The organism is Rhizobium sp. WSM1274, from assembly GCF_025200775.1.
In the GTDB taxonomy this organism is placed as follows: domain Bacteria; phylum Pseudomonadota; class Alphaproteobacteria; order Rhizobiales; family Rhizobiaceae; genus Rhizobium; species Rhizobium leguminosarum_I.
On sequence record NZ_CP104139.1, the window covers coordinates 1,112,488 to 1,124,525 of the forward strand.

Annotated in this window: 17 protein-coding genes; 14 read left to right on the plus strand and 3 right to left on the minus strand. The window is 60.4% G+C overall.

Going from position 1 to position 12,038, the window contains the following annotated elements:
- Window positions 1-36: 36 nt before the first annotated feature.
- The 9 genes from N2600_RS29460 (at window position 37) to N2600_RS29500 (ending at window position 3,137) form a co-directional block, all read left to right on the plus strand.
- Entirely contained in the window at window positions 37-252 is a 216-nt protein-coding gene (locus N2600_RS29460) for a hypothetical protein (protein ID WP_017967432.1), read from the plus strand.
- Between the two features lie 10 nt (window positions 253-262).
- Entirely contained in the window at window positions 263-448 is a 186-nt protein-coding gene (locus tag N2600_RS29465) for a hypothetical protein (RefSeq protein ID WP_017967431.1), read from the plus strand.
- Between the two features lie 9 nt (window positions 449-457).
- A complete protein-coding gene (locus tag N2600_RS29470; protein WP_080635731.1) occupies window positions 458-646 on the plus strand; it encodes a hypothetical protein in 189 nt (62 codons plus the stop codon).
- 84 nt (window positions 647-730) lie between these two features.
- Window positions 731-892, plus strand: a complete 162-nt coding sequence (locus tag N2600_RS29475; RefSeq protein ID WP_017967429.1) for a hypothetical protein — start codon at window positions 731-733, stop codon at window positions 890-892.
- Window positions 893-1,264: 372 nt separating this feature from the next.
- On the plus strand, window positions 1,265-1,555 hold the full coding sequence (locus N2600_RS29480) for a hypothetical protein (RefSeq protein ID WP_026154491.1): 291 nt from the start codon (window positions 1,265-1,267) through the stop codon (window positions 1,553-1,555).
- A gap of 40 nt (window positions 1,556-1,595) precedes the next feature.
- On the plus strand, window positions 1,596-2,018 hold the full coding sequence (locus N2600_RS29485; protein ID WP_260111450.1) for a hypothetical protein: 423 nt from the start codon (window positions 1,596-1,598) through the stop codon (window positions 2,016-2,018).
- Window positions 2,019-2,081: 63 nt separating this feature from the next.
- Window positions 2,082-2,330 (plus strand): hypothetical protein, encoded by a 249-nt coding sequence (locus N2600_RS29490; protein ID WP_026154490.1) that lies wholly within the window; start codon window positions 2,082-2,084, stop codon window positions 2,328-2,330.
- A gap of 178 nt (window positions 2,331-2,508) precedes the next feature.
- A complete protein-coding gene (locus N2600_RS29495; protein ID WP_222280698.1) occupies window positions 2,509-2,739 on the plus strand; it encodes a hypothetical protein in 231 nt (76 codons plus the stop codon).
- A 134-nt stretch (window positions 2,740-2,873) separates the two neighbouring features.
- Entirely contained in the window at window positions 2,874-3,137 is a 264-nt protein-coding gene (locus N2600_RS29500; RefSeq protein ID WP_017967425.1) for a hypothetical protein, read from the plus strand.
- 8 nt (window positions 3,138-3,145) lie between these two features.
- On the opposite strand, the gene N2600_RS29505 is transcribed toward N2600_RS29500, so the two are convergent.
- Entirely contained in the window at window positions 3,146-4,216 is a 1,071-nt protein-coding gene (locus N2600_RS29505) for a LacI family DNA-binding transcriptional regulator (protein WP_162116355.1), read from the minus strand.
- 183 nt (window positions 4,217-4,399) lie between these two features.
- On the opposite strand from N2600_RS29505, the gene N2600_RS29510 reads away from it, so the two are divergent.
- From N2600_RS29510 to N2600_RS29530, 4 genes are all read left to right on the plus strand, one after another.
- Window positions 4,400-5,227 (plus strand): ABC transporter substrate-binding protein, encoded by an 828-nt coding sequence (locus tag N2600_RS29510; protein WP_260299102.1) that lies wholly within the window; start codon window positions 4,400-4,402, stop codon window positions 5,225-5,227.
- Window positions 5,228-5,317: 90 nt separating this feature from the next.
- A complete protein-coding gene (locus N2600_RS34540; protein ID WP_311319307.1) occupies window positions 5,318-6,853 on the plus strand; it encodes an amino acid ABC transporter permease/ATP-binding protein in 1,536 nt (511 codons plus the stop codon).
- 90 nt (window positions 6,854-6,943) lie between these two features.
- On the plus strand, window positions 6,944-8,080 hold the full coding sequence (locus tag N2600_RS29525) for an NAD(P)/FAD-dependent oxidoreductase (RefSeq protein ID WP_170259668.1): 1,137 nt from the start codon (window positions 6,944-6,946) through the stop codon (window positions 8,078-8,080).
- Between the two features lie 74 nt (window positions 8,081-8,154).
- On the plus strand, window positions 8,155-8,661 hold the full coding sequence (locus tag N2600_RS29530) for a hypothetical protein (protein ID WP_260299103.1): 507 nt from the start codon (window positions 8,155-8,157) through the stop codon (window positions 8,659-8,661).
- A 21-nt stretch (window positions 8,662-8,682) separates the two neighbouring features.
- Here the strand turns inward: N2600_RS29530 and N2600_RS29535 are convergent, their stop codons facing one another.
- Window positions 8,683-9,411 (minus strand): endonuclease/exonuclease/phosphatase family protein, encoded by a 729-nt coding sequence (locus tag N2600_RS29535; protein ID WP_170256693.1) that lies wholly within the window; start codon window positions 9,409-9,411, stop codon window positions 8,683-8,685.
- A 171-nt stretch (window positions 9,412-9,582) separates the two neighbouring features.
- Between N2600_RS29535 and N2600_RS29540 the strand changes: the two genes are divergently transcribed.
- On the plus strand, window positions 9,583-10,545 hold the full coding sequence (locus tag N2600_RS29540) for a lysylphosphatidylglycerol synthase domain-containing protein (protein ID WP_162116360.1): 963 nt from the start codon (window positions 9,583-9,585) through the stop codon (window positions 10,543-10,545).
- On the opposite strand, the gene N2600_RS29545 is transcribed toward N2600_RS29540, so the two are convergent.
- Window positions 10,492-11,997 (minus strand): phospholipase D-like domain-containing protein, encoded by a 1,506-nt coding sequence (locus tag N2600_RS29545; protein ID WP_260299104.1) that lies wholly within the window; start codon window positions 11,995-11,997, stop codon window positions 10,492-10,494. The genes N2600_RS29540 and N2600_RS29545 overlap by 54 nt on opposite strands.
- Window positions 11,998-12,038 lie beyond the last annotated feature (41 nt).

Below are 12,038 nucleotides of genomic sequence, written 5' to 3' on the forward strand. Positions count from 1 at the left end.
TGATTGTTTGACCTGATAACCGAAGGGAGAAAGACTATGGCAAATGCCGACCGAAAACATATTGGCGCCGGAGCGAAGGGGAAGGGCGACGGCAGCGGCGCGATGACCAATCTCGACGAGGAGCAGCTTCCCGAAAACATGGTCCTTTCCAACCGCGACAAGGCCCGGCACTCCAAGGAGCGCGGCCTCGACAGCAAGACGGTCCAGACTGAGCAATATTCAGATCACAGCGCCAATCGAGATCCTGAATGAGGAGACGTTGATGAGCAGCAGGTTACCCCCCGTTCCAGCCGAGAATGTCAGCGGCAAGGGCGTCGCTGGCAAGCGAGCAAGGACCAGTGCTGACGATGCCGAAATGGCAAGCAGCGCTGAAAACCCCGACAAGAAGGGGCAGCAAGGCAATAGCAAGATCAATACGACCCATCAGGGTAACCAGCAGGACCGGTAGGAGGCATCGATGTCTACATCGAAGAAGAGCCCGTCGACCATCCGTCAGGGTGGCCCCGGCGCATCGCATGAAAACGCAAAGGCTCCGCTCGAAATACCCAAGCCGGCGGCAGAGCCGGACAGGCGCACGCAAAGCAAGGTCTCAGGCGGTGGCGGTGAGCATGATCGCCATCACAGCCACGACCCGCAGCGAAAGTGAGCGGCAGCCGCAGCGGTGGAAACTGATCGGCGGAAGGCACGAGGTCCTTCCGCACAACATGACCAATATGATGGAACACAGACCATGACGACCGCATTCATTCTTGTTGCATTGGCTCTCATCGTCATCTTCGCCGGCCCGACATTGCTGTTTATCTGTGTCGGCTATGCCGACTATATGCTTGAGCGGCGCAAACATCTGATTGCGCTGAAGCACGCAGTGAAGCGTCGCAGCGATGAGCTGTAGCGGCAGCGGCGTCCGCCGCTGCCGACTCGTCCTTGCGCCGGCACCGCTGGGACGCTGATGCTGCGTTCGGGTTGTTCTTAGTCTCTCGTGCAAATCCTATTCTTTCATCAGCGCGATTCCTGATTTAATACCGCTGACAAGTCCCAGCGCCTTGGCGCCCTTACGATTGTCGATTGGCTGCGCCAGTCAGCAATCCGCAACAGCGTATCTCCTTTGCTGACCAAGCTACGCGATGACGGGGTTGTTCCGGTTCAATCGGGAGCCTCGCCTGTCTCATGTCTCAGGCAAATTCTGGAACAAATGTCCCTCAAGCCTGGTTACCTTGGCGAAAGACGAGCAACACTCGGGGGACAGGAAGAAGTGAAGGTTCCGATGCAGCTAAGGATAGGATTTGCGCTGGTTTTCGCCCTTATGCTGACAAGCTGCACGACGAGTGTAGGCGGTTATTCGTCGTCAGGCCTCGCTCCCATTCCTGGCAGCATCACTTATGGTGGCCAGCCCCGCACCAAGTTGACGAAGTCGCCCGCAGGTTCATCCTTCCCGCACACCTTCACCGATCAATGGGGACGCGAGGTTGAGGAAATCTACGTCATCCGACCCGACAGGAGCTTGCTTATCGCGGAGCGCCATTACCGCCCGGTTTTCTCGCTCGACGACGACTAAAACGAGCAGTTGCCTTGAGAGATTAGGAAGGAGAATGATCATGCCGCCCCGCAAGAGCACAGCAACGAAAACACTCGACACCACGGGAGCCAAAATTGGCGAGCCCGTGCCAAAAGCCATCATTGATACGAATACCGCCTCCGTCGGAGTTCCAAGGCAGGCAGAGTCTGATCTGCAGGAAGACCTGAGCGCGCTGCGAAAACAAATCGACGCGCTCCAGCAGCGGGTGGCCAACGCCGCCCAATCGGCCAAGGGGAATGCCGGCGACGCAATGCGGCAGACGCAGGCGGCCGTGAAGCGTCATCCGGTCTCGACATTGGTCGTGGTGGCGGCTGTATGTGGCGCGTTAGCGCTTATCTTCACCGGACGTCGTGCAGAGCCGCCGCGGCGCTATCGCTATCGCTATCGGCCGGCACTCGACGAATTGCGCGAGCTCTATGACTCTGTCCGCGACCGGCTCTAACAAGATTTCAGGATTGCGAAAATCATCGATATGCCCGACGCTCCATCATCAGCGAGGGATTACATGTTCGATATTATCGTGAGAAGTGCACTTGATATCGTTGGGCAGACGGAGCGTCTGATCGAGGCGATGCGGCGGATGCTGCAGAGTGAAGAGTTTGACGAGGTAGAAGTGTACGAGCTCGACTATGAGATTGAGCGACTCGGAGACATTGTTTTCAATGTGGACGAGGCCGTCCGCTCGCTGGTCCGCTCGGTTGAATATTCGCTGAAAGGTGCCCACGTGCACGCAATCTGCAGAACGGTGCACTGACGGCTCATCGCCAGGCTTCCGACCGACGGCTACGAGACCCGCGGCCCGCATTTGATTATCTCGATTCTGCATGTCACGCCGATGTCACGCGACCGTCGCAGCAATATGTGCTTGATAGGCGCCGTTGGGCTCAGACCATCGGTCGGGCCGAAATGTCTATTGTTGCTGAGGCATCGCGATGACCTTGAAAACCACCGGGCTGGAAATTAGCCCCGATGAATTCATTTTTCCGGTTCACACCCGAACGATCGCACAGATCAGGTACGATATTCTCAATCAGGTCATGACCGTAGTCTATTACGACGGTCGTTCGCGCACGACCAGTGGCATACAAGGCCCCGCAATGCTGAGGATTCTTGCCCAGCGTCCAGTGGAGCGCTCGCCGTTTCTATTGCAGACCGTCATCTGACGCGGGAAAGACGTCGTCGACCGTTTTCGGTTGGGTACGAACCGGCTTCCGCGGGTTAAATCACCATAGTCGTGCATCCATTTCCCGCGACCTGCGTTCATCCTCCAACTGCCATACACATGGAGGGAACGCCGATGAACTTTCCATCACCGAAGACCGAATTCCCCGCGCAGCGCTTCGAAGAGGCGACCGCTGCCGCACGCGACGCTTTGGAAAGGGTGATCGCAGCTGCCAATGAAGCCGGATGGGGCACCGAAGAAATCACCGCGGCATTGCTTAAGGCCGCGCAGTTTATGAGCGATGCCAACAAGAGAGATCCCGATCCGGCCGACGATCCCTCGATCAGCGACACACCAGCCAGACAGGCGCAGATCGGTCACGGCGAGCTCTATGATTAGCCGCGATCTCACCGGTCGATCGTCGCGACAGAACCGCGCACGACGAGGTTCGTGCTGACGCGCAGATGTTCGACGGCAAGGGGGGTGCGTTCGATGCGGGCGACGAGCCGTTCGCCGGCAAGCTTGCCCATCTCATAGACGCGCTGGTCGACGATGGTGATCGGCGGAACGGTGACGCTGGTCCAGTCCGCGTCGAGAAACGAAATCATCGAGACGTCCTTGGGGATCGACAGGCCGAGCGACTGCAGCGATTTGAAGATGCGCAAACCGACGAGGCTGTCTGAAGCTAGCAGCGCCGTTGGCGGCGATCCATCCGAGAGTAGGCGTTTGATCACGGCGTCCGTCTGATGCTGGTCGGTAGCGCCAAGCCTGACATAATGAAGAGGGCTCGACAAACCCGCCTCGGTCAGCACGCTGACAAAACCCTCCACGCGTTCGCGCACGGCGGAATTCGAGATCCACCCAATATCGGTGAGCCCACCGTCGCCGGCATCCATGGCAGAGACGTAGGCGAGGCGGCGATGTCCTCGCCCGATCAGGTACCGGGTCGCGGTGATGGCCGCATTCCGGTCGTCGCCGGTCACGGCGTCGACTTCGAGTTCCGGGATGGCCCGGTCGAACAGAACCAATGGCACGCCGGCGCGGCGGACGTGCTGGAGATGATCGACGCTGTCGCAACGGGCAGGCGTGACGATCAGGCCATCGACGCGTTTGCCGATCAGGAGGTCGACGGCTGATTTTTCCGCATCCAGCTCTTCGCCCGAATTCGCGATGATGACGTTGAAGCCCGCAAGACGGGCCGCATCGCTGATGCCGCGCACCGCCAGGCTGAAGAAAGCGTTCTCGATATCGCCGACCACGACCCCGATGATGCCGGATCTTCCGGTGCTCATGCTTCGGGCGAGCTCGTTCGGGCGGTATTCGAGGGCGGCGGCAGCCGCCATCACCTGATCTGTGACCTTGGCGCTGACCACGCCGTAGCCGCCGAGAACGCGGGCGGCCGTCGCCTTCGAGACCTTTGCGGCCTTCGCGACGTCGGCGACCGTGACTGAACGTTTCGGATGAGCGGAATCTTCCATGAGCTGAGGACTACAAGAGTTGTTGACTACCGGTCAATTGACGGATATCAAATATGTTATGAGACCGGTCTCTTTATACGGGAGACCGGTATCTTGTCCAGGAAGCCTTTAGCCGCATATGTGGCGGGGCAGGGCGACCCGACGATGCCGACAAGAGCATTCCTTTCAGAGCGGAGAACGAACATGAAGCCTTTTGAATCATTCGTGGCCACCCTCGCCCCATTGCGCGCTGGCCTTTTAACATGCCTTCTTGCGATGGGCGCAGGCTCCGCAGCGGCGGCTGACAATCCCTATAACCTGATCGAGCCAGGGACCATCAGCGTTGGCACGATGGGCGATTCCAAGCCCTATACGTTTGCGACTGCGGACGGCCAGTTCACCGGTTTCGATATCGAACTGTTTCTCAACGTCGTCTCCCGCCTCGGCTTTCCAAAAGACAAGGTGACGTTCACGGGCCAGGAATTTTCTGCACTCCTGCCGTCGGTCGCAAACGAAAGGTTCGACGTTGCCGTTGCAGCGATCGGAACCACCGAAGCCCGCAAGAAGACCGTCGACTTTTCCGACGGCTATCTCGCCGGTTATCTCTCCGTCCTGACCCCGGATGCCGGTATCAAGGATGCCGATGGCCTCAAGGGCAAGCGTCTCGGCGTCGTGCAGGGAACCTTGCAGGAAGTCTATGCAGCCAAGAATTTCGGGCGAACTGATCTGGTGAAATTCCCCGACAACAATTCCGGCGTGGCCGCGCTCAACAACGGAATGGTCGATGCGCATTTTCTCGACTACGAGGCTGCCAAGCAATATGGCGAGCGCTATCCCGCACTGAAGGTTGCGGTAAACATCCCGTCCTTCGATGCGCCGGCAGGCTTCGTGGTCCGAAAAGGAAATGATGCCTTCCGGACGGCGTTGAACGGCGCGCTTCACGACGCGATGCAGGATGGCACCTGGAAGACCCTTTACGAAAAGTGGTTCCCCGGCTCACCGATGCCGGAACAATATCTTCCCAAGAAGTGACGCCGCAAGCCGCCCGCTCATGGTGGGCGGCTTACCAAGGCTCTGCCGGACGGCGGCGTCTGCGCCGGGTAAGAATTCATGGGGATCTGAATGAACTGGCTTGAAAATCTCCGCCGCAGCTTCCTGGACTGGGACGCCATGGCGGACGTTCTGCCGAGCATGATCAGCGTCGGCCTCAAGAACACGCTGATCCTGGCCGCCGCCTCTACCGTGCTCGGCGTCATCATCGGGATGGCGCTTGCTGTGATGGGCATCTCGCAATCCCGCTGCCTGCGGCTGCCGGCGCGCATCTACACCGATATCTTCCGCGGGCTGCCCGCGATCGTCACGATCCTGATCATCGGCCAGGGTTTTGCCCGTATCGGGCGCGAGATCTTCGGTCCGTCTCCATTTCCGCTCGGCATCCTGGCGCTCAGCCTGATTGCCGGAGCCTATATAGGCGAAATCTTCCGGTCCGGCATTCAAAGCGTCGAGCGCGGCCAGATGGAAGCCTGCCGGGCGCTCAGCATGAGCCACGGCCAAGGCATGCGCCTGATCGTCATTCCACAAGGCATCAGGCGCGTTCTGCCGGCGCTGGTCAATCAATTCATCGGAAACGTCAAGGATTCCAGCCTTGTCTACTTCCTGGGATTGCTCGCCTCCGAGCGGGAAATCTTCCGTGTTGGGCAAGATCAGGCGGTGGTCACGGGCAATCTGTCACCGCTGCTGTTGGCGGGCGTCTTCTATCTCGTCATCACCGTGCCGCTGACCCACTTTGTCAATTATATTGATGCGAGACTGCGCCTCGGAAAACAAGGCCGCGGCTCGGGTGCTGCGAGCGGATTGGTCGAGGTAAGCGAATTGCGGGCCGCTGCCGGCCCCCACCCCACGGGCACGGCCGAGGAGAGGACACCGCGCTTCAAAGGCGGCGTCCTGAACATCCGCGACCTCACCATGGCCTATGGCGATTTCGACGTGCTCAAGGGTGTCGATCTCGACATCGCCGCCGGCACCGTCACCTGCATCATCGGCCCTTCCGGCTCGGGCAAATCGACGCTGCTGCGCTGCATGAACAGGCTTGTCGAACCGAAAAGCGGCGACATCCTGCTTGATGGCGAGAGCATCCTGGCGATGAAGCAAGAGAGGCTGCGCCGGCGCGTGGGGATGGTGTTCCAGCACTTCAACCTGTTTCCCGACCACACGGCACTTGAAAACGTCATGCTTTCGCTGACCAAGATCAAGAAGATGCCGAGGCAGGAGGCGCGGCGCATCGCCGAGGCACGTCTGGCCGAGGTCGGTCTCGCAGAACGCAGGGATCATCGGCCGGCAGGTCTGTCGGGTGGGCAGCAGCAGCGCGTCGCCATCGCACGCGCGCTGGCCATGGATCCGGAGATCATGCTGTTTGACGAAGTGACGAGTGCGCTCGATCCCGAACTGGTGAAAGGTGTGCTTGACCTGATGGCCGCTCTCGGCCGCCAGGCCATGACGATGGCCGTGGTGACGCATGAGATGGGATTTGCGCGCAGGGTGGCCGATCAGGTCGTCTTCATGGATGAGGGCCGCATCGTCGAGGCGGGCTGCCCGCAGCAGATCTTCGACAATCCCCGAAGCGAGCGGCTGAAGCGCTTCCTTGCTGAAGTTCTCTGAAGCGCCTGAGGCAACGCATGGTGCTCCCGGTCGTCCTCACGCCGGCGTGCCGGATTTCATCTAGTAAGAGCAGAAAACAAGGTTATCGACATGAACGCTTCCATCAAGCCTTCCAAGGTCGTCGTCATCGGTGGCGGCATCTTTGGCGTCTCGACCGCTGTCCATCTGGCACGGCTCGGGGTCCGCACCGTGCTCGTCAATGACGGCCCGCTTGCCAATGGCGCCTCCGGCCGTTCGCTCGCCTGGCTCAACTCGGCACGCAAACGCACCGAGGCCTATCACCGGCTGCGGTTGGCCGGCATAGATCGCTACCGCACGCTGGCTGTCCGGAATCCCGACGCGCCGTGGCTGCGCTTCAACGGCGGCTTGACCTGGGATGCGGACGATGCCAGCAACGAGATCGCCGAGGTCTTCGACTATGAGCGTGAGCTAGGCTATCACGCGCAATGGCTCTCCCCGGAAAGAATTGCTGGGGTAACGCCAGGTGTGGACGCGAGTACTGTGACGCGCCAAGGCGCGATCTTCAATCCCGGGGAGGGCTGGGTCGATCTTCCGTCCTTGATCGGCGTGCTGGCGCAGGAATACCGCACGTTGGGGGGCGAGATCATCACGGACGCGGGTCGCGCGACGGTAGACGTCGAAAGCGGGCGTGCCCGTGGCGTGATCACGGCAGACGGCATGCGCCGCGATGCGGATGCCGTGCTGCTCGCTGCCGGCGGCGACGTCCCCGCAATCGTGGCCGAGGTCGGCCAGCATATCGGCGATGCAACGCCCGTCGCGCTTCTCGTCCGGACCAAGCCGATCCGCCACCCGCTGAAGGCCGTGCTCAACACCCCTCGCGTCGCCATCCGGCCGACGCCCAACGGTGGCTTCGCGCTCGATTCCGCCTGGTCCGAGGAAGAGGTGAGTGTCAGGCCCGACGGCAGCTACGAAATCAGACAATCGACGCTGGAGGGGCTGCTGCGCGAGGCCTCCAGGGTTCTCGAAGGCAATCCGGCGCTGGAGGTCGAAGATTATGGGGTCGGGCCGAAGCCCATTCCGGGCGACGGCGAGCCCGTCTTCGGCGAACTGCCATCGATCCCGGGTTATTTCGTCGCTTTCAGCCATAGCGGCGCCACCCTCGGCCTAATTGCCGGCGAACTGCTGGCGGACGAGATCGGCACTGGACGCCGCCATCAGCTGCTGGCGGACTTTCGGCCGGAGCGTTTCAGCGCCTCGCGAAGATGAAGGCAGGAGCGGAGGCCGATGCATCCTTCTGAGCCCTCGAGCGTTCTATCGCCAGGAACAACTGGAGACGCATCATGTTCAAGGACGAACTCGGGGACACCGGCACAAACAAGGATATGCACGACGGTGTGGAAATCGCGCCGGCCTCCTTTGAAGAGGCGAGCATCAACCCTGATCTTATTAGACGTGAGGGTTTCGCCAGCGAGGCCGAATATCGGGCATATATTGCGACGCTCGGTGGTTATGCTTCCGTTGGAGACACCGTCGAGGAGCCCCTCCCGATCTACGAAGGTCATGTCTTGGAAGGCCGTTTGCAAGAACTGAGAGAAGAACTCGAAAACCTACGGGCTCGCCTTCACGTGATCAAACATCAGGCCGCGACCGTTGTTACGGAGAACGTCCGATGGGCCGATGCCAGCGCCCATGCGCAGCTCGGCAATCAGCCCTGGCTCAAGCTGGCAGGTGCTATGGCGGCGGCCTTCGTCGTCACGCGCGGCATCATGAGGTTGCCTCTGGCAGCCGTGGCGACGACGGCGCTGCCGTTGGTGGCGGCGGTGATGAACCGGAAGCTCGCCCGCTAAAGTCATCAATGCCGATGACTATCAGGCGAAGCCGATTTCGGCGAGCAGGGGCAGGTGGTCCGATGCGATCCTTGTCAGGCGGCTTTCCAAGACCGCCGCCTGTTTGACGATGAGATCGTCAGTGACGAAGATGTGGTCGAGGCGCATCAGCGGGTAGCGCGACGGAAAGGTCGCTTTCGGCGCGGCGCCGCCTGCCAGCTGGGCGTCTTTCAATGACCGCGCGGCAAGTCGGTAGGTCGCCGAGGACGGAATGGCGTTGAAATCGCCGCAGAGAATGGTTGGAAGAGGCTCATCCGCCGTGCCGCGCAGCCAGCCGGGGTTCAGCAATGTCGTCATCTGCCGGATGCGCTCGCGGCCACGAAGGCCGAGATGGGTGTTGACGACCAGCAGTTTTCTGTCGCCGACCAGTATTTCGACAGACAAAGCGCCGCGCTGTTCGCCAATGGATGGCAGCGGGCCGGCCTTGACCGCGCCTGTCGGCAGCGCCGTGATGATCGCATCGCCATACTGCTCCTCGGCAATCGACAGCGCCGGATGGAAATGAGCCTGCATCTTCAAAAGCGAGGCGATCGCATGGGCCTGGTCAACACCGCCGGTCCTGCGCCGGAGAACATCGACCTCCTGAAGAGCGACGATATCAGCCTTCGCCTCGGCGATGACAGAAGCGATGCGGCCGGGATCGAGCTTCCGGTCGCCGCCGATGCAGCTGTGCACATTATAGGTCAGGAGTTTGATTGATTGATCCGGCATCGGCCCCGCTGAAAGCTCGTTCCCCCAGGACATGGAAATTGTCCTTCGGGGGAACACAGAACTCGTTTGATCGTTCCAGATGATCGACGTAACGCCTTCGTGCTTTCTTCGAAGGCAGGGGGAAGCGCTCGCCCGCAAAATCTGCGCATCGCGCTTCGGAATGGATAATAGATGAGCCTGAAAAGCATAATCTGGAATGGATTATTAATTGCCGCCCTTTGTCTTGCGGTCTTCCTTCTCTATCGGATCTTCCAACAGTACAGCCTGGATGAGATCGTCCAATCGGTTCGCAGCATTCCATTCTTGACCTTCTGCACAGCGCTTCTGTTTACGGCGGCATCTTATCTCTGCCTCAGTTGCTTCGACCTCCTGGCGATCCGCTCGCTCGGCAAATCCTTGCCATACCGGAACATTCTACTCGCCTCGTTCGTCAGCCTTTCGCTCGGCCACAATATCGGGTTTGCCGGACTAAGCAGCGGCGCCTTCCGCTATCGGTACTATTCGCGTTGGGGGCTGACGACGGAAGACGTGGCGAAAGTCATCTTGTTTTGCGGTGTCACTGTGGGGCTCGGGCTCATCGCGCTCGGCGGCCTCGCCATGATTATCAATCCCGGCGATGCCGGGCGCCTGTTGCGCATCGATCCTGCAAGCGCCCGTGTCTTCGGTTCACTGGCGCTGATGGTGCCGGTCGTCTATGCGTCTCTGGCGCTTTTCGTCCGCGGCACGTTGCGGCTGTGGCGCTGGTCGTTTCAGCTGCCGCGATTTTCGATCGCGGTTGCGCAGGTCGGAATTGGGACGATCAACTTCATGTTCGTCTCCGCCTGTCTGCATCAGATGCTTTCCACCTTCGGCGACGTTGCCTTCTTCAGATCGGTAACGGCTTACGTGCTCGCCAATTCGGCGATCATCGCAACGCATGTTCCGGGCGGTCTCGGCGTGCTCGAGGCAACTGTCTCCTACGCGGTGCCGAAGGAGGCGTCGATCGGCGCGCTGATTGCATTCCGCTGTGCCTATTTCTTCATTCCGCTGGCGCTCGGTACCATGCTCCTTGTAATCAGCGAGGTAATCTTCCGGCGGAAATCACGCGGGGCGGATGAGGAGGCGGACGAGCGCCCCGAGGCCCAGTCGGTCTAGGGGTGCGAAAGGCCGAGCCGGATCGAAGAGGCCAGTACCCCGAATCGGCGAAATGCTGCCCGACAGGTCGACGGCGAATTCCCGCAAACCTCGCGGCCCGTCGTTGAGTGCGTCGATTGCCTGGACCACCGAGCCGCTTCTCATGAAGGCTGCGGCAAAAGTCTCCGGGGCGGTGCCGAGATATTCCGCCAGAAGCCGGCTACGCAGATCAGCGATCGCGCGGCGGTGTTCGCCGCTGTCGGCCTCGAACAGCATGTCGCATTCGTAATCCAGCCCTTCCGAGCGATTGTTGAGATTGGAGGAACCGATGCGGATCAGCTCATCATCGGCAATCATCAGCTTGGAGTGGATGAGCACCTCCACCTCGTTGTCCTTTTTCTGCACTGGCCCGGGCACGACGGGATAGTAGACGCGCAGGCGGGCTGCGCGATCGGCGCGTTTGAGGCGGCGGATGACGCGGTCGCGATTGCCGCCCATGACGATTTTTTCGATCAGGCCGTGAGAGCTCCGCGTGCAGATGATGATGACCTCGGGCCCGTCCTCCTCCTGCAGCCGCGCGGCAATGGCGTCGGCGACACGGAAGGAGGCGAGGTATTGCGCCTCGACGTAGAGCTGCCGCCGCGCCCGGGCGATGACGTCCAATGTCATGGCGATGCCATCGCTGATGCCGTTGCGAAAAGCGGTCGACGGTTCGGTCAGCGCCAAGGTGACCGGGATCTCCTGCATGGAAACGGCGAGATTGGCGGGCCATGTGAAGGGAACGCTCTCAGTCAACGGCAGGTGGCGTTCGCTGGTGGCGTTTTCCCAGCGCCGCCTGGCGATGTCGCCGATCATCCGGGCGGCATCGCCAGTGGTCATCGCCTGAACGTCATGCAGAGGATCGTAGGGCTCGCCACCAGGGTCGCGCCGCCACCTGTCCATGACGCGATGGCGCCTTGTGTCCCATCGCCGCGACGTCAGATCGATGCCGCCGATGAAGGCGACGGCATCGTCAATGCAGACGAGCTTTTGATGATGGCAGCCGCGTACTGTACCTGGAAGGTCGAAGCGCAGATCGATCCTGTCATCCTTTGGAAAATCCTTCTTCCGAAGCAACTGGATTGATTTGTCCGAATAGATCGGCCCCAGCGCCCAAACGAGGATGCGTATTTCGAGGTCGGGGTTCGCCGCTACTACGGAATGCAGCAGGTCGGCCAAGGTTTCGTCGGATTTTTCGGGCTCGATCCGAATATCGGGATGGAAATCCCACCCAATGATCCACACTCTGCGTCGCGCCTGCCGCAACGCACGCGCCAGTTCTGAGAAATAGCGGTTACCATTGATCAGGAAAGCAGCCTTTTCCGCATATCCTTGCAGGCGCCGTGCCGTGCTTTCTTGTTTTTCGCCGCACGGATGTTGCGCTTTCGTTCGGGTCAGGTACGATTGATCGGACATGGTTTCAAATGCGGTCATGTTTGCCTCGGCCTCTCGACTGAGAACAAACGCCTGGAATT

Excerpts from the sequence above, each read along its gene's own strand:
- N2600_RS29460 (WP_017967432.1), top strand. The coding sequence starts at position 37 with ATGGCAAATGCCGACCGAAAACATATTGGCGCCGGAGCGAAGGGGAAG.
- N2600_RS29465 (WP_017967431.1), top strand. The coding sequence starts at position 263 with ATGAGCAGCAGGTTACCCCCCGTTCCAGCCGAGAATGTCAGCGGCAAG.
- N2600_RS29470 (WP_080635731.1), top strand. The coding sequence starts at position 458 with ATGTCTACATCGAAGAAGAGCCCGTCGACCATCCGTCAGGGTGGCCCC.
- N2600_RS29475 (WP_017967429.1), top strand. The coding sequence starts at position 731 with ATGACGACCGCATTCATTCTTGTTGCATTGGCTCTCATCGTCATCTTC.
- N2600_RS29480 (WP_026154491.1), top strand. The coding sequence starts at position 1,265 with ATGCAGCTAAGGATAGGATTTGCGCTGGTTTTCGCCCTTATGCTGACA.
- N2600_RS29485 (WP_260111450.1), top strand. The coding sequence starts at position 1,596 with ATGCCGCCCCGCAAGAGCACAGCAACGAAAACACTCGACACCACGGGA.
- N2600_RS29490 (WP_026154490.1), top strand. The coding sequence starts at position 2,082 with ATGTTCGATATTATCGTGAGAAGTGCACTTGATATCGTTGGGCAGACG.
- N2600_RS29495 (WP_222280698.1), top strand. The coding sequence starts at position 2,509 with ATGACCTTGAAAACCACCGGGCTGGAAATTAGCCCCGATGAATTCATT.
- N2600_RS29500 (WP_017967425.1), top strand. The coding sequence starts at position 2,874 with ATGAACTTTCCATCACCGAAGACCGAATTCCCCGCGCAGCGCTTCGAA.
- N2600_RS29505 (WP_162116355.1), bottom strand. The coding sequence starts at position 4,216 with ATGGAAGATTCCGCTCATCCGAAACGTTCAGTCACGGTCGCCGACGTC.
- N2600_RS29510 (WP_260299102.1), top strand. The coding sequence starts at position 4,400 with ATGAAGCCTTTTGAATCATTCGTGGCCACCCTCGCCCCATTGCGCGCT.
- N2600_RS34540 (WP_311319307.1), top strand. The coding sequence starts at position 5,318 with ATGAACTGGCTTGAAAATCTCCGCCGCAGCTTCCTGGACTGGGACGCC.
- N2600_RS29525 (WP_170259668.1), top strand. The coding sequence starts at position 6,944 with ATGAACGCTTCCATCAAGCCTTCCAAGGTCGTCGTCATCGGTGGCGGC.
- N2600_RS29530 (WP_260299103.1), top strand. The coding sequence starts at position 8,155 with ATGTTCAAGGACGAACTCGGGGACACCGGCACAAACAAGGATATGCAC.
- N2600_RS29535 (WP_170256693.1), bottom strand. The coding sequence starts at position 9,411 with ATGCCGGATCAATCAATCAAACTCCTGACCTATAATGTGCACAGCTGC.
- N2600_RS29540 (WP_162116360.1), top strand. The coding sequence starts at position 9,583 with ATGAGCCTGAAAAGCATAATCTGGAATGGATTATTAATTGCCGCCCTT.
- N2600_RS29545 (WP_260299104.1), bottom strand. The coding sequence starts at position 11,997 with ATGACCGCATTTGAAACCATGTCCGATCAATCGTACCTGACCCGAACG.